The organism is Mesorhizobium sp. HAY1-8B (genome assembly GCF_056868045.1).
This window is the reverse complement of sequence record NZ_CP200321.1, coordinates 2,263,723-2,280,696: the sequence shown is the minus strand read 5'-3', so window position 1 is coordinate 2,280,696 and position 16,974 is coordinate 2,263,723. Positions and strand designations below refer to the sequence as shown.

The following is a 16,974-nucleotide window of genomic DNA, read 5'->3' as shown; positions in this document are numbered from 1 at the left end:
AGGAACTGAAGCATGGCACACCGGATCGTAAGTTTTGTGATGAGCGGGGGGGTTGGGTCCCGGCTATGGCCGCTCTCGCGCGAAGACAATCCCAAGCAATTCCACGATCTCTCGGGGGATGGCTCCATGCTGGCGAAGACAGTTAGGCGCCTGAAGGCGTGGCCGGACAGCGAAACGCCGATCTACCTGATAGCGTCAGAACGTCATGCCGAACGCGTCATCTCGGACATAACTCCGCTCGGACTAAACGGCGGAAAGCCAATTTTCGAACCCCTCGGCCGCAATACCGCTGCAGCTGTCGCCATCGCGACACTGCAGACGATTTCGGAGCACGGCAAGGATGCGCTCGTGCTCGTGGTCCCCTCCGATCACGAGATATCGACAGAGGCGCAGTTCTGGGAGACCATTGAAGCGGGTGTACCTGCCGCCGACTCTGGAAGTATCGTCGTGTTCGGCATCAAGCCCACTCATCCTGAGACTGGATATGGATACATTGAGGTTGCCGCCAATGGTGACGGCGCGGCCGCAGTCTCACGCTTTGTCGAAAAGCCCAACATCGAAACGGCGCAAAAATATCTGTCGTCGGGAAGGTTCTACTGGAATGCTGGCATCTTCCTGTTTCGTGCCGACACGATGCAGAGGGCTTTGATCGAGTTTCAGCCGGAGATCTGGGAAAACGCGGAACGCGCCTTCAGGGCTGCCAAGGTGGATGTATCGGGTCTTTACCTGCCGCGAGGCATCTACTCGGCGGTCCCCTCCACATCGATCGACTATGCAGTCATGGAACATGCGCTAGGCATAGCGATGGTGACGGCTTCGTTCCGTTGGAACGACCTTGGTTCGTGGCAATCGTTGCTGGAGGCCAGCCCGGTGGACGGCAACGGCAACGTAGTAATGGGCGATGTCGTCGCCATGGACTGCGACGGTTCCTATCTCAGAAGCCAGGGTCGGCTGCTCACAGTCATAGGAATGAAGGACGTGGCGGTGGTGGCAACGCCGGACGCAATATTCGTCGCCCCAGTCAGCCACAGTCAGAACGTGAAGAAGGTCGTCGAGCAACTCGAGAAGAGTGGGCGTCTCGAGACAAAATTCACAGCGTCGGAAGACCGTGTCATTGTCAGCGGGTCATGGCGCAAGCGAGTCGAACACTGGCTCTTTAACGAGACCCTTCCGCTTTGGTCAGACGCCGGGGTCGACCACGTGCATGGCGGCTTCCACGAAGCGCTCGGTTTCGATGCGAGGCCATTGGGCAAACCCAAGCGGATGCGGACGATGGCTCGCCAGATCTATGCTTTCGCTGTGGCCAAGGAACGTGGCTGGACCGGGGCCGCCGACAAGCTCATCGATCACGGAATCGACTTCATCGCAAAATACGGCCGCACCGATCGAGGAGGCTGGGTACGCACCCTCAATTCGAATGGAAGCGTGGCCGATCCGGCGGAGGATGCCTACGACCACTCCTGCGTGCTCCTCGCACTTGCTCATGCCTATCGATGCGGCCATCAACCTGCCCTTCAGCTTGCACAGGAGACATTTCATTTCATCGACTCTCACCTTGAGGATGGCAGCTTGAACGGCTTCCTCGAGACACCTGGCTGGAACGGGGTTCGCACCTCGAACCCACACATGCACATGCTTGAATCTTTCCTTGCCTGGTATGCCGCAACCGGCGATCGCGTATATCTGCGTCGAGCGGCTCGCGTCATCGATCTCTTCCGCAGCCATTTCTTCGACCAGGAAAGTTGGACGCTCGGAGAATATTTCGACGCCGACTGGCTGCCGTTGCCCGGAGACAAGGGACAGTGGACCGAACCGGGGCACCATTTCGAATGGGCCTCCCTGCTCGTCGACTTCGCGCGGGCAAGTGGGCAGAAAGATCTGGCTGCTTATGCGAGGAAACTCTATTCGTCGGCGGTCGCCAGCGGATTGAATCGAGCCACTGGGCTGGCGTATGCGGCCGTTTCACGACAAGGCATGCCTCTCGACAGGCTCTCGCGCAGTTGGCCTCAATGCGAAGCCATCAAGGCGGCGATCGCGTTGGACGACATCGGTGGGCCTGATCTGAAACCCGAGATCGAAGCTCGGGTCGCACGCCTTTTCAGATGGCATATCGATCCCGCACCGCTTGGTCTGTGGATGGATAGAATCGACGAGCGCGGTCGGTCACTGGCGACCGAGGTTCCTGCCAGCATCTTCTACCATTTGGTGACGGCATTGATGCAGTATCTCGACAAGACCGAGGGGCAGGTTGAGGAATTCCCGGTACCGTCTCTGAAAAAACACGGCCCTGTTGCGAAGCATAGTTATGGTTGAAGAAGGCGAATGCTCATCGCGTCACAACTCGGCAGATCTTGCTCGAAACAGGATGTTTTCTCGCCGTCCACCCTGTAATGCCGTGGGACGCAAGCTACCGCTAATTCGGTATCTTCTTGCCTCTGTGTCACCACGGCAAACTGCGGTACCGTCAAGCAGAAGTCACGCCTTTAGGAAAAGGGTCGATATGCCTTTCGGTTTCTGGCTGCGTAAACTCGTCAAGACGTGGGAATTGGCAACTTTTTGTTCGGGCAGTTGAAGACGACGATGGCAAAAAAGAAATCGCGAGACAGACGCAGTGGTGATCTCCTGAAGCTGCTTGCAACAAGGCCTCGGGCAGTTGCGCTTGCAGCGCTGCATGTGAGTGAATCGGTCCTCTTGGAACTTGAAGCATCGGAGGTTTTATCTCCGTCGGAGATCAGGGGACTGCTGAGGGACGCGTCGCTGACGTTGCGCAACGCCGCCGACCACGCGGACAATCGGAGCTGTCTCGTTGCCAGTGAGATAGTTGAGTCAATGAGGGAGAGTTTTAAGAGAAGTAAGTCATAACTGATACCAGCTCTAAGCGGCGTCGATCGAACCATGGCCTGTTACCAGCCAGATTTCGACATGACATTGGCGTCGCGATACCTTCCTTTGCCGATAGCTAAAAAGCTACTCGTCGCGTGAAATTTAATTTACATGATGAGTTTCAGGAGGGTACAAATGGAATTGGGTAGGGGGTACGGATGGCACAGGCTTCACGTTCTTCTTCGAGAGGAGATGAGCACCGTTCGTCATACGTTGGACTTAACGATGACGACGCCGCTCTGATCAAGACTCTCGGCTTCACCGCGAAGCGATATCCAGCCGACGCGGTGATCTTCAGCCAAGGTGACGACAACGATCGTATTTACGTCGTCGAGTCAGGTTGGGGGTGTATTTCCCATGAGCTTCCGGACGGGCAGCGACAAATTCTCGATTTTGTCCTGATCGGCGATGTCGTTCTGTCTCAGTCACCTGGAAGCGGCTCTATCGGGACGTTCGTAGCTCAAACCGAACTTTCTATGCTGGTAGCACCCACCAAGACGTTGACGCTTGCTGCCATGAAGTCGCCTCATCTATTCTCGTTCATCGCTGGAGCCCTCCTGCGCAACGGGGCGGTTATGGCTCAGCACCTTGCCAACGTGGGACGGCGCAGCGCATTGGAGCGGACAGCACATTTGCTGCTCGAGCTGACAGTGCGTCTGCAACGAGTAGGCGCAGGTGATCGCAACGGCTTCGACTGCCCGCTCACCCAATACGACCTTGCTGACGCCCTTGGACTTACTCCGATCCATGTCAATCGAATGCTGCGGGAACTTCGCGAGCGGAAGTTTCTCGAATTCCGCCAAGGCCATGTCCGCCTGCTCGATTCTCGGGGCCTGACAAAATTCGCTGGATTCGACGGCGAATACATCAAGAGTTGAGCGCCAGGCGGTTCAGCCCCTTGGAACCATCGCACTAGAGCGACCTAAACCTTCGCGTCCATCTCGAAAACCAGCAAGTTCATCGGCCGCGTCATCAATGCCTTGAGAGGCGGCGCGCTCAAGCCAGATACGGCCGGCAACTGGATCGTACTCACCGGCAACACCTTTGGAAAGGTATCGGCCGAGCAAGAGTTGGGCGTGTCCATGACCTCGCTCGGCTGCGGCCGCGAACCATTTCTGCGCCGCCTTCCGATCGAGAGTAAGCCCCTCCCCGCTCTCGTATAAAGCACCGATTGCAAAAATCGCACCAATATGGCCGGCAGCGGCAGCCTGCTTGAAAAGATGCGCCGCGGCTAGTGCCGAGCGCTCTCCACCGCGTCCATTGTAGAGCATTTCGGCAAGAGCCACCTGCGCGTCCACCATGCCAGCGTTGGCCGCCCGCTCGAACCAAAGCCTGGCTTGCTTCTGGTCAGCAGGCACACCGCGTCCATTCTGAAGCATGCGCGCATACATATACTGCGCCTGCACAATGCCTTCGGCCGCACGCCTCATCCACTTCGCCGCCAGTTCCTGGTCCTTGCGCACTCCGACCCCCTCGGCAAAACAAAGGCCAAGATTGAAGGCCGCGACTGCGTCCCCTGACGAAGCGGTCGCTTCGAACCACTCGGCGATATCCACACCATCTTTGACATCGCCGGCGCCTTCCAAGACAAGGTTTGCAAGGTCAACCTGGGATTCGCGATTGCCACTATCTGCGGCGGCGCGCAGCCAGCGCGTTCCTTCTTCGGGATCCTGAGCCACTCCGTTCCCGGAAAGATAGAGCGAAGCCAAGGCACGAGCGGCTGCTTGATGACCTGCCTCCGCGGCGCGCCGATACCACGTCGCGGCTTCCGCATAGTCCGGCTGGGGACGCTTCACATACCGCTCGCCGATACGATAGGCGGCATCGAGATTTCCGGCCAGTGCGGCGCGGCGCATCCACGCCTCGCCAGCTACTGGATCCTGACGCGAAAGGCTGCCCTCGATCAGAGAAAGCCCCAGCCTGAATTGGGCCGAAGCGAGGCCCTTTTCCGCAGCGAGCTGATAAAGCTCACCAGCTGCCTCGCGATCGACCGGCAAGCCCATTCCGTGCTCGGTGAGGATCGCAAGAAGATAGATCGCCGTCGGTAGACCCGCATCGGCCGCGCGCCGCAACGCCTCGGCAATCCTGGTCCTGTGCTCCGGCTGCTTGCGACGGGCAAGCGACAGGGCGAGGCCTAGGCACCCTTCTGGACAACCGGACGCTGCGGACTTCTCGTACCAGCCATGCGCGGCATCGAGGTCGCGCATGGCCGTTGGGCCTTTGCTCAGAATGTAGCCAAGTATGGCTTGTCCGGTTGCGGAGCCGGCCTCCGCAGCTTTTTGAGCGAACGGAAGTGCTGTCTCGAAATCGGGTTTTGGTGAAGATTGCGAGTTGAACAGGCTTTCTGAACTGCTGATTCCTGTGTTGTCCTCGTGTTCAGCCAACCCGGTGGTGTAAAGCGCGGCAAGGAGAGCCTGCGCATCGGCATTCCCATGGTCGGCAGCCCGCCGCAGCCAGCGCGTCCCTTCCAATCGGCTTGGCGGCACACCCGATCCCTCGAGATAGCAGCGGGCGACGCGGCATTCCGCTTCTGGAATGCCGGCACGAGCAGCGATTGCCATCAACGGAAACGCTTTGGCGAGCTTGCCTTTTTCAGCGAGCTGAACCGCTCTACGTAACGCCAGCGCCGGGTGGATGTGTCCAGCCAACCGATCCATCATCACCATTTTATGGCTCCCGCATCGCTTCCTGGCCGATCGGCAGCATCGTGCCGAGGATGTATTTGAGCACCGTGCGGCGACCCACCTTCACATCAGCTGTGACCGGCATGCCAGGGCTGATCGCGAAGCCGGCGGGTACGCCATGAAGGGCGACGTCATCGATGGAAATCTGCGTGCGGTAGAACTGGTCGGCATCCGAGGGCAGCATGGCCAAGGAGCTGTTGGGGTCGCGCACCTGATCCCTGGCAGAGAACGAGTCCGGGCTGACTGAGCGTACAGTGCCGTGAGCCAGGCCGTATTGCGAATAGGGGAAGGTATCGAATTTGATTGCCACGGGATCACCGACATGGACGAAGCCGCTGCTGCGACCGATGATATTTGTTTCCACCTCGAGCACCGCGTCGGCCGGGACCAGTGTGATCAACCGCTCTCCAGACTGCAGAACCGAACCCACGGAAACTTTAGCCACAGATTGAACAATAGCGTCGGCCTCGCTCCTCAGTTCCACCAATTGTTTGCGCAGCTTGGCCTTGTTGAGAAGCTCGCGGGCATCAGACATGCGCGAGTTGGCTTCCGACAGACTCTGCGACACGTCCGCGCGCCAACTCTGGATAAAGCCGTCACGCTCGGCCGCGACGCCTGCCTGCTGGCGCTTGGCAGCCTCAGATGTCTGCTCGGCGTTGGTAAGAGCTCGCGACATTTCAGCTGTGTTGTCCTCGGCAAGCAGCGTGTTGAGACGGCTTCCGACCTGTCTTACCTCCAGCTGTTTGCGCATTTGCTCAATCGACCCCGCGACGGCCAAGCGCTGCCTGTAGCCTTCGGCATCCGACTGGGAGCGAGAGATGACGGAACTGAGTTGGTCACCCTGTCGATCGAAGCTGTCCAGCTTGGCGTCATAGACCGCCTTGCGACGTTCGAAGATCGAGGCTTGTAGCGTCCAACTCGGATCCAGCCCGTCATATGTGAATGACCTTCCGTCAGCCTCGGCCTTCAGGCGCGCCACCTCGGCTTCGAGTGTGGTGACTTGCGCGGCCAATGCGGTGAGATCGGCCGAGGCAAAAGTGGCGTCGAGGCGGGCAAGCACCTGACCGGCCTTCACATGCTGTCCTTCGCGCACCTCGATAGAGCGGACGATCGCTGTCTCGAGCGGCTGGACGACGATGTTGGGCGACTGGGCCACCACCAGCCCCCTCGTCGTGACCACCTGGTCAACCGGTATCAGCGCTGCGAGCGTTATCAGCGCGACGACCAGGCTAAATATGACCCAGACGATGCTGCGGGCCACTCGCGGAACCGGCGCATTGGCGACGGCTGTCGATGGCCATTGGAATTCGAGAATGGCCGGCGCCGTCGGATCGCTGGCCTTTGCCCGACGACGGCGAGCAGGAATTGGGGAATAGGCGGTGACGCTCATGGCCAACTCACATCAGCCCGGATGGCACAGCCGCCAGTCGGCCACGCCGACCTTCCAGGTGTCGGTTCTGCTGAAGCCAAAGCTGGCGGTAGACGCCACACCGTTCCAGCAGGACGGCATGCGGCGCGACATCGAGAACCTTGCCCTGATCCACGACGAGGATCTGGTCGCACTCGGTCAGCGATGCCAGCCTGTGCGAGACGATGATCATCGTTCGGCCGCTGGCGATGCGCATGAGGTTGTCGCTGACCACCGCTTCACTCTCGGGATCGAGCGCGCTTGTCGCTTCGTCCAGTATCAGGACGGTCGGGTTGTGAATGAGCGCGCGGGCTATTGCCAAACGCTGCCGTTGCCCGCCCGACAGGTTGGGCGAGCCTTCCTCAATGTAAGTATCATAGCCATTCGGCAGGCGTTCGATGAACTCAGCCGCGCCGGCGAGGTGAGCGGCACGCATGGCATCCGAAAGCGTCAAACCCTGACGTCCCGCGATGATGTTGTCCCTTATCGAACCGCGGAAAAGGAAATTGTCCTGAAGGACCACACCTAGGCCCTGGCGGAGGTGACGTAGGTTGATTTCCTTGAGATCGACCCCGTCGAGCTTGAGGAACCCGCTGTAGTCACGATTGATGCCTTGCAGAAGGCGCGCAATGGTCGATTTTCCCGACCCGCTCCGCCCGACAATGCCGAACATCGAGCCAGACGGAATGTCGAAGCTGACCCGGTCCAGGGCCGGCGTCTTGGTACCCATGTAGGTGAAGGTCAGGTCGCTAAACCTGATTTCGCCGACGAGTTTTGGCCTCAGGCCCGCGGAATTGGAACTGCTTTCCAACGGACGGTTGAGAACCGACGCCGCCTCGCCGATGGCCGCGCCGACCTCTTCGTAGTCCTCTACCAGACGCGCCAGGCCGACAAGGGGCTGCGCGACGCGTTGGGCGATCATCATGAAGGCAAATAGGCTGCCGACCATATAGCCAGTGCTGTCGTTCATAGCCAGATAAGCCCCGATCAGCATGGTGCCCAACACCATGGCACGCTCAACTGGCGTTACCAGGGTTTGCGGCCAGTTGGCGAGTTGCCCAAAAGCGAGACGTGCCTTACCCGCGTCCGCCACCCGTTCGTCCCAAAGCGCCTTGCGTTGCGGCTCGAGACCAAGCGCCTTCACCGTCTTGATGCCGACGACGGTTTCGCCGAGCGCCGCGGACTTCCAGGTCTCGGCATCCACCACGCGTTGGTAGCTGGCCCGCAGCGGCGCGAGGAAAGCGAGGATGATCAGCATGATCAAGACGGCGCAGCCGAGCACCATCCAGGCGAGTGTCGCGTTGATGTAGAACATGACTGGGATGAGCACGCAGAGCGTCATCAGATCCAGGAAGGTGCTGAGCAATTTGCCCGTGAGGAATTCGCGGACACGGTAGACCTGTGCCAGATGGTACAGTGTCTCGCCGGCCGGATGACGCTCGAAATAGTCAAGTGGCAGGCGCAACAGCCGGCCGAAGACATGCAAGTTCAGCTTGGTGTCCAGGCGAGCGCCGACGACGTTGATGATCATGCGTCGTGCGTGGCCGAGCAGAGTCTCGTAGGCGAAAACGACGACTATCACCGCACTTAGCAACGCCAGGGTCGAGATGCTGTTGAACTGCAACACCTTGTTGACCACGGTCATGACGATGAGGGGCGGCAGAATTGTCAGGATGCTCAGCGTGAACGAAGCGATGCCAATGTCGCGCAGCGGCCTAGTCTCGAGCCTTACAAGATCTATGAGCCAGCGGAAGGTGAAAGGCGCGTCGGCGGCGACGAAGGAGCGCTGAGGACGCAGCAGCACCGCCTCACCCGACCAGACCCGCGACAACCTCAACTCATCGATCGCAACCGCCTCGGCTCCATCCGGTGCATCGACGCTCTTGAGGAAAATGAGATTGCGTTCGGCGCTAGCGCCGGTAAGCAGGCCAGCGCGGCCATCGCTGAACAGCAGAACCACCGGTCCGGTTTGTTCGAAGCGTAAGAGATGTGACCAGCGGACGCGAATCGCGCGCGACCACATACCACCGCTCTGCGCCCATTGAGAGAGGTCCGCAGCCGTCTGAGTAGTGCCTGCGCTTGCGGCCCTGAATTCGTTGGGGTCGAGCTCGACACCGTGATAACGGGCGACCTTGATCATAGCCCGGAGGCGCGGGGCGACCTGAGCGAATTCGGAGGGCCCGCCTGGAGTCCGTTGCGCTTTGCCCTCGCCCGGATGCTTGCCGGCCGTATCCGCTTGCGTGTCAGGATGGTTCAAGCTCGGTTTGGGGCCTTGGCTGAGTTGTACGCTCACAGTGCACCGCTCCCACGAACCAGAATCAAGAGTTCGAAGATGCTTCCTGCGCCTCGTAGCAATCGAGCCTGGCAAGACCGTCCGTGTCTCCAACGGGCATAGGAGATGAGACGATTGCCGGCGCCGGAAGCGCGCACGCGCGGGCCTAGCCTTTCAGCAAGGTCCGCGCGCACTATTTTCAACCACTCAGCCATGCGGCTTCAGAATATTGCTCAGGGCCTTATTCAGTGTGTCGTCGGTCTGAGCATACCCGGAGCTGTGCTTGTCCGATGTCAGGTCCAAGGTCGAACCGGACGGTTTGTTCTGGGTCTGACCAAAGCCTGCAACAGAAGTGAGCAGGTTCAGAAGGTCCACTGCCACCGAAACAATGGCGAGGCTGATGAGCTGCCTGAACAAGTCCTGGCTGTCTGCGGGACTACTGGATTGGATGAACTGCTTGATGTCTTTCAGTCCAAGCGTGCCGGTCGAGATGTTGCCGCCCTGACTGGTGGCCGTCGAACCATGGTCCCCATTGCCATGCCCTCGATGGCCATTATCACGGTTGTCCCGGTCATTGTTACCACCGTGGTGGTTACCACGGTCGTTGTCGTGGCGGTTTCCATTGCCATCGTAGCGATCGTGTTCGTGCGATCTGCCATCATGGCCATGATGATGATGATGGTGGTTGTCGCCGTGGCCATGATCATGGTCATGGTCATGGTCGCCAGGACCAGTCGCTCCGGTATGCCCGGTCGCACCCGTGGCTCCGGTGGAACCCGTGTGCCCGGTTGAGCCCGTTGCACCTGTGTGTCCGGTTGCGCCGGTAGCGCCCGTCGCCCCGGTTGAGCCCGTCGCACCGGTCGCGCCGGTCGCACCAGTTGCTCCGGTACCGCCCGTTGTGCCGGTGGCACCCGTGCTACCAGTTGCACCCGTGGCACCTGTGTCGCCAGTGGCACCCGTGTCGCCAGTTGCTCCGGTGGCACCCGTGTCGCCAGTTGCTCCGGTGGCACCCGTATCGCCAGTCGCTCCGGTGGCACCCGTGTCGCCAGCGGCTCCGGTGGCACCTGTGTCGCCGGTCGCTCCAGTCGCTCCAGTAGCTCCAGTCGCTCCAGTAGCTCCTGTGTCGCCAGTTGCTCCGGTGGCACCCGTATCGCCGGTCGCTCCGGTGGCACCCGTATCGCCGGTCGCTCCGGTGGCACCCGTGCTACCAGTTGCACCAGTGGCACCGGTTGCGCCAGTAGCACCAGGATCACCCGTTGCTCCAGTGGCACCCGTGTCGCCAGTCGCTCCGGTGGCGCCCGTGTCGCCAGTCGCTCCGGTGGCACCCGTGTCGCCAGTCGCTCCGGTGGCACCCGTGTCGCCGGTCGCTCCAGTGGCACCCGTGTCGCCAGTCGCTCCGGTGGCGCCCGTGTCGCCAGTCGCTCCGGTGGCACCCGTGTCGCCAGTCGCTCCGGTGGCACCCGTGTCGCCGGTCGCTCCAGTGGCACCCGTGTCGCCAGTCGCTCCGGTGGCGCCCGTGTCGCCAGTCGCTCCGGTGGCACCCGTGTCGCCAGTCGCTCCGGTGGCACCCGTGTCGCCGGTCGCTCCAGTGGCACCCGTGTCGCCAGTCGCTCCGGTGGCACCCGTGTCGCCGGTCGCTCCAGTGGCACCCGTGTCGCCAGTCGCTCCGGTGGCACCCGTGTCGCCGGTCGCTCCAGTAGCACCCGTGTCGCCAGTCGCACCCGTGGCTCCGGTATCGCCGGTCGCTCCGGTCGAGCCTGTGGCTCCGGTATCGCCGGTCGCTCCAGTCGAGCCAGTCGCACCCGTATCACCGGTTGCACCGGCGGCCCCGGTCGAGCCTGTGGCACCCGTATCACCGGTCGCACCGGCGGCTCCAGTATCACCGGTCGCACCCGTGGCCCCGGTCGAGCCTGTGGCTCCGGTATCGCCGGTCGCTCCAGTCGAGCCAGTCGCACCCGTATCACCGGTTGCACCGGCGGCCCCGGTCGAGCCTGTGGCACCCGTATCACCGGTTGCACCGGTATCACCGGTCGCACCCGTGGCCCCGGTCGAGCCTGTGGCTCCGGTATCGCCGGTCGCACCGGTCGAGCCTGTGGCGCCCGTATCGCCGGTCGCACCGGTGGGTCCGGTCGAGCCTGTGGCACCCGTATCACCGGTCGCACCGGCGGCTCCAGTATCACCGGTCGCACCCGTGGCCCCGGTCGAGCCTGTGGCTCCGGTATCGCCGGTCGCTCCAGTCGAGCCAGTCGCACCCGTATCACCGGTTGCACCGGCGGCCCCGGTCGAGCCTGTGGCTCCGGTATCACCGGTCGCACCGGTGGCTCCAGTCGAGCCAGTAGCGCCCGTATCGCCGGTCGCACCGGTGGCTCCGGTCGAGCCTGTGGCACCCGTATCGCCGGTCGAGCCTGTGGCTCCAGTGTCGCCGGTCGCACCGGCGGCTCCAGTCGAGCCTGTGGCACCCGTATCACCGGTTGCACCGGTGGCTCCAGTATCACCGGTCGCACCCGTGGCCCCGGTCGAGCCTGTGGCTCCGGTATCGCCGGTCGCACCGGTGGCTCCAGTCGAGCCAGTAGCGCCCGTATCGCCGGTCGCACCGGTGGCTCCGGTCGAGCCTGTGGCACCCGTATCACCGGTTGCACCGGTGGCTCCAGTATCACCGGTCGCACCCGTGGCCCCGGTCGAGCCTGTGGCTCCGGTATCGCCGGTCGCACCGGTGGCTCCAGTCGAGCCAGTCGCACCCGTATCGCCGGTTGCACCGGCGGCTCCAGTCGAGCCTGTGGCTCCGGTATCACCGGTTGCACCGGTGGCTCCGGTCGAGCCTGTGGCACCCGTATCGCCGGTCGAGCCAGTGGCTCCAGTATCACCGGTCGCACCCGTGGCCCCGGTCTGGCCTGTGGCTCCGGTCGAGCCTGTGGCTCCGGTATCGCCGGTCGTACCCGAGGCTCCAGTCGAGCCTGTCGCGCCTGTATCGCCGGTCGCACCCGTGACCCCAGTCGAGCCAGTCGCTCCGGTAGACCCAGTTGCACCGGTGGCACCCGTTGCACCAGTACCGCCTGTCGCGCCCGTAGCGCCGGTGGCCCCGGTTCGGCCTGTCGCGCCAGTCGTCCCGGTTGCACCAGTTGCGCCCGTCGCACCGGTAGCCCCCGTGGCGCCGGTCGCACCTGCCGTACCTACGAAGGTGATCGTATTGCCATCAACCGTGGTCGTGGCGGCGTTGTTGTCGGCGTCAATCCATAATGTGGCAGTATCATCCCCAGATGAGAGCCCGCCTGATGGGCTGGTCGTTGTAAATATGGAAACTTCCCCGTTCACATCAGGGGCGCTCCCATTCGTTTCAACTGTCCAGGTTCCAGCGCCGAGGCTAACTGGAACCACCAATGTACTTGCAAATGAGCTTTGAGGAACTATGAAAGTTCCGACAATTGTATTTACGCCTCCAATGTTCGCGACAATGTAGCAATATAAAGTGTCCGCGCTCATGCTGGGTCTGGCAGGAGCATTGATCACCATAAAATTGGCGGAGGCTGCCATCACACCGGTATAGCTCGCAACACCAACCGCGGTCAGCGGAGCGTGCGTCAGGCGTCCGGCAACATCCAACTCCCAGCTTCCGCCTTTCGCCGCGGCGCCGATTAGGCCTGTAGAGGCTGCGACCTGTGCACCGGTTGCGCGCGAGAGGGCATCCACGAAAGCACGTCCGCAGGTGCCTTCGCCGGCATGGCAGCTCCACAGCAGAAGGCTGCCGTGAGGTCCCAACGCGTCGCCGATGGCCGAGAGATCGTCTTGATGCCGGTTGACATTGGCAAGCGAGAGCGACCCGGTGGTGAATTCGAGTTCGCCCGGCCTGCCGTGAACGACAATATGCACCGCATCCAGGTCCTCTTGTCCGCGCAAGGCGTGCGCGATCTCCTGCGAAGCGGGCATGCCGCCGCCAAGAAGTACCGGCTGCACGCCGGGCCGCAGCCCCGCGATGAGCACCGAAATATCGGTGACTGCGGCATCGATGAAGACGATTTCCCTTGTCGCCCGCAAGAGATTGTCCGCCGGAGTGTCAATCGATGGAAACGACTTTGTCAGGTTCGCGCCCATTGTCATTCTCCCGAGCCGAATTTTGCCACGACCGATACTGTGGTGCCGGCCTTGCCCAACATCTCCCAGGTGGCCTCGTCGTAAGTCGCGGCGGCGTCGGGACTGGTTTTTGAAAAGACGGCTATCCTGCCCTGCGTCATCATCGCGGCACTGCCGCCTGCGACGGTGAAAGGTCCCCTCGCCTTGACCGGAACAGGAATCCTGCCGGCAAACGGGCTCCTCGGGACAATAAACTGACCGATCGTTGTCTGAACGCCGCCAAGGTTGGCGACAATCTGATATGTGTTGGGTTTGGCCCATGGTCGCCATGAGACGGTGATGTGGTCGTCGGCCGGCACGCCTGCGGCAGCAGCCATTGAGGGATCGGCGAAAAGCACTGCGCTGGCCATGACAGATCCTATTGGTTTCGATTGGGGTTTAAACTGAAGGTGCCGGGCGACGACTAACCACGCGGCCTGGTCTGGCGGATCGGTGGATTTCGCGGGACTGGCGAAGCACGGCGAAACCGGAACGCAAGCCCCGACGGCATCACTATGCTGATGCCCAAGAGAGCGGCGCCGTGGCCGTTGTCGCTAGGGCTATTCCCGACAGGGTGGGATTCGCGGTGTGATCGACTGGACTTATCGGAGGCCCCTTGCCGCTCAAGCCGCTCAAGCGTGTGGCGATCTGTTGTATACAACAGGTGCGGATAGTATTCGGCCGCACGGAAAGCTGCCTGAAAACCGCATTGTTTCGTGCGCTGTATCACACCAACGACCCCCCGTTATGCGTGCTCGATTTCTCGACGACGAATTTGCGAGGATCCGACAAATTGTGAAGAAGTAATAGGCAGACAAAATACTTGCCATCGTCTACGCCTTCAGGCGCAGTACGGCCTTTGCTCCCCGATATTCTCCTCGCTTGCAGATCACCCCAGCTCTTCGGCCTTTCGCTAGGCCGGGGTTACTTCCCGCAAGACTAGTAAATTAGAAAGCGACCAAATTGTAAATGGATTGGTTTACAATTGGTAAATAGTGGGTTGTAAATTGAGGGCAACGATTAGCAACTGATCGAACACAGGAAACACGCAGAAAAATCAAAGGATATCCGTGACTTAAACAACCAACCGCTGACGACGCAAGTGCCATGGAACCTGAAGTTTGGCGATCGCAGGCGAGGAGTGGTTCCTCCGAAGGGAGTAACCCTGCCATCGGATGGTTAGAAGTAAAATGGACGGCGATGGAAATGTCGGGCGCATGGGGAGGAGCCTTGCCAAGCCGGCGATTGCACCGGAATAACGAGACGCGAGGAATTGTGCATTAGCGACCAGGCTAAAATGCCGAGACACTGTGGCCTGCAGGCTACATAAAGCCAAACCGGTCCGTATCCGCACGCCCCCATGGCTGCGCGCACTCAACAACTCCAATCCGTATTTCTGCAAGAACGGACGTTACTTATGACAACCAGCAAGCAGGTATGCCTCAACATGATCGTCAACAGTCAGATGGCCAAGATCAAAGGATGTCGCGCCGTGGCTGATCATTGCAACCGCTCCTCGGAGCGATCGGCATGAGCACCATCGGCCTCTGCATGATCGTCAAGAACGAGGCGAAGGTTATCCTGAATTGTCTCGCCAGCGCGCTCCCCCTCGTCGACTACGTTCTTGTCGTCGACACGGGTTCTGCCGACGGCACACAGGAGCTCATCCGAAGATTCCTAGCCACCCACAATGTCAAGGGCGCTGTCATCGACGAGCCGTGGCGGAACTTTGCATACAACCGCACCTTCGCGCTTGAGCGGCTACGCGAGGTGGAGTGGGTCGACTACGCGATGATCATCGATGCCGACGATGTCCTGGTCGCCGACCCGGACTTCGATCCAGTGGTTTTCAAGTCGCGGATGGAACACGATCTATACGACGTCGAGGTAGTCCATGGCGACATTTCGTTCCATCGCCCGCAGATCTGCCGCAACAAACTTCCTTTTTCCTTCAAGGCCGTTCTGCACGAATACCTCGAGGCGCCGGCCGGCTCCATCACACGGCAGAACACCGAAGGGTTTCGTATCGCGACGGGACGCGGAGGAGCCCGCAGTCAAAATCCACGGAAGTACCAGGACGATGCGGCTGCTTTGGAGAATGAGCTCACAACAGAATCCGACCCGTTCCTGATATCGCGCTACACGTTCTATCTGGCGCAGAGCTACAAGGATTGCGGCGAGCATGAAAAAGCGCTCGAACGCTATCTGAAGCGTACCCACCAGGGTTTCTGGAGCGAGGAGATCTATATAAGCCTTCTAGAGGCGGGGAATCTGATGGCGACCCTTGGCCGGCCATTCGACGAGGTGGTCGCCGTCTTCGAGCAAGCGACACAGACAGTGCCCACCCGCGCCGAAGCGCTGCATGCGGCGAGCCGTTACTGCCGGAACCAGGGCAGGAACGTGGAGGGGCAGGAATATGCGCGCCGCGGCCTGGGCATGAACAAACCCGCGGGACTGTTTGTTCAGCCCTGGGTATACGACTACGGGCTGCTCGATGAGTTTTCGATCAACGCATATTGGGCGGGCGCAAGTCGGGAGTCACTCGATGCCTGCGTGAAATTGCTGGTCTCAGGCAAACTGCCGGCCGACATGGTGCAACGCGTGGCAGCCAACGCGCGGTTCGCCGCTGACAAACTCGAGGTGCGTGAGCCTCCGGAATTGGGGGGGTTGGGCGCCGAGAGCCTGATCGAGCAGCACAAGCTTGTATCGCGACGCTCGTTGCGGTCGCGCATGGAGGGGATGCCGCGCGTCCTGGTGGCAATACTAGCAAAGCAGAAGGAGCCGGCACTGCCGCTGTACCTCGAGTGCATCGAGGCGCTTGACTACCCGAAGGAGTCCATCGTCCTCTACATCCGGACAAACAACAATACCGACAGGACCGAGCACATATTGCGCGAATGGGTGGAACGCGTGGGCCACCTCTACGCGGCAGTTGAGATCGATGCCTCCGACGTCGTCGATCGGGTAGAGCAGTTTGGCGAACACGAATGGAACGAGACGCGCTTCAGGGTGCTAGGCCGAATCCGCAACGTTAGCTTGCGGAAAACACTTGAGCACGGCTGCGATTTCTATTTCGTCGCCGATGTCGACAATTTCGTGCGGCCTGCCACGCTGCGAGAGCTTGCAGCGCTCGACCTGCCGATCGTCGCTCCCCTGCTGCGCTCCATCTCGCCCGGCCAATACTATTCGAACTACCACGCCGAGGTGGACGCAAACGGTTATTATATGCAGTGCGATCAATATGGCTGGGTGCTTAACCGCCATGTGCGCGGCGTCATCGAGATGCCGCTCGTGCACTGCACCTATCTTGTCCGGGCCGACGTGCTTCACGAACTGACGTATGAGGACGGGACGTCTCGGCATGAATATGTCATTTTTGCTGACAGTGCGCGGAAGTCAGGAATCGTACAATACTTGGATAACCGGCAGATCTATGGCTACATCACGTTCGGCGACCACGAATATCATGTCGTCGGCGGGATTGAACGAGCGCGGGAGTTTTTGCGCGGAGCGGGCGATATCCCGGCATTTACCGGCGCCTCCGTCTCCACGCCTATTCCGGCCTGACCTGGGCGAGAAAACCCACGTGGCGTTTCTTTTCAACGCGATTGAACGGTAAG

General features: G+C 60.8%; 9 protein-coding genes and 1 pseudogene. 4 read left to right on the top strand and 6 right to left on the bottom strand.

Annotated elements, in window-relative coordinates; all coding sequences use genetic code 11:
* The first annotated feature begins 12 nt into the window (after window positions 1-12).
* Window positions 13-2,313 carry a mannose-1-phosphate guanylyltransferase/mannose-6-phosphate isomerase gene (locus tag AC1VON_RS10880; RefSeq protein WP_483122085.1) on the top strand — a complete coding sequence of 767 codons (2,301 nt, stop codon included), beginning with the start codon at window positions 13-15 and terminating at the stop codon, window positions 2,311-2,313.
* Between the two features lie 728 nt (window positions 2,314-3,041).
* Window positions 3,042-3,761: a Crp/Fnr family transcriptional regulator gene (locus AC1VON_RS10875; protein WP_483122083.1), complete on the top strand. Its 720-nt coding sequence runs from the start codon at window positions 3,042-3,044 to the stop codon at window positions 3,759-3,761.
* A 12-nt stretch (window positions 3,762-3,773) separates the two neighbouring features.
* Here the strand turns inward: AC1VON_RS10875 and AC1VON_RS10870 are convergent, their stop codons facing one another.
* The 4 genes from AC1VON_RS10870 to AC1VON_RS10855 all read right to left on the bottom strand — a co-directional run bounded on the left by AC1VON_RS10870 (window position 3,774) and on the right by AC1VON_RS10855 (window position 9,664).
* The gene (locus tag AC1VON_RS10870) at window positions 3,774-5,549 is read right to left on the bottom strand and encodes a tetratricopeptide repeat protein (RefSeq protein ID WP_483122081.1); all 1,776 of its coding nucleotides are present in this window, start codon (window positions 5,547-5,549) and stop codon (window positions 3,774-3,776) included.
* 1 nt (window position 5,550) lies between these two features.
* Complete coding sequence (locus AC1VON_RS10865; protein ID WP_172352176.1) at window positions 5,551-6,957, bottom strand: HlyD family type I secretion periplasmic adaptor subunit; 1,407 nt, start codon at window positions 6,955-6,957, stop codon at window positions 5,551-5,553.
* Window positions 6,958-6,964: 7 nt separating this feature from the next.
* The gene (locus AC1VON_RS10860; protein ID WP_483122078.1) at window positions 6,965-9,268 is read right to left on the bottom strand and encodes a peptidase domain-containing ABC transporter; all 2,304 of its coding nucleotides are present in this window, start codon (window positions 9,266-9,268) and stop codon (window positions 6,965-6,967) included.
* A gap of 186 nt (window positions 9,269-9,454) precedes the next feature.
* On the bottom strand, window positions 9,455-9,664 hold the full coding sequence (locus tag AC1VON_RS10855; protein WP_483126416.1) for a hypothetical protein: 210 nt from the start codon (window positions 9,662-9,664) through the stop codon (window positions 9,455-9,457).
* A 27-nt stretch (window positions 9,665-9,691) separates the two neighbouring features.
* Here AC1VON_RS10855 and AC1VON_RS10850 point away from each other — a divergent pair, with 27 nt between their 5' ends.
* Window positions 9,692-10,039, top strand: coding sequence for a hypothetical protein (locus tag AC1VON_RS10850; protein WP_483126415.1), 348 nt, complete (start codon window positions 9,692-9,694; stop codon window positions 10,037-10,039).
* Between the two features lie 2,751 nt (window positions 10,040-12,790).
* Here the strand turns inward: AC1VON_RS10850 and AC1VON_RS10845 are convergent.
* Both AC1VON_RS10845 and AC1VON_RS10840 read right to left on the bottom strand, forming a co-directional pair.
* Window positions 12,791-13,336: pseudogene (locus tag AC1VON_RS10845) on the bottom strand (DUF4347 domain-containing protein); the annotation flags it as partial.
* A gap of 2 nt (window positions 13,337-13,338) precedes the next feature.
* Window positions 13,339-13,725: a hypothetical protein gene (locus tag AC1VON_RS10840; RefSeq protein WP_172352178.1), complete on the bottom strand. Its 387-nt coding sequence runs from the start codon at window positions 13,723-13,725 to the stop codon at window positions 13,339-13,341.
* Between the two features lie 1,159 nt (window positions 13,726-14,884).
* Here AC1VON_RS10840 and AC1VON_RS10835 point away from each other — a divergent pair.
* Window positions 14,885-16,921, top strand: coding sequence for a glycosyltransferase family 2 protein (locus tag AC1VON_RS10835; RefSeq protein WP_483122076.1), 2,037 nt, complete (start codon window positions 14,885-14,887; stop codon window positions 16,919-16,921).
* Window positions 16,922-16,974 lie beyond the last annotated feature (53 nt).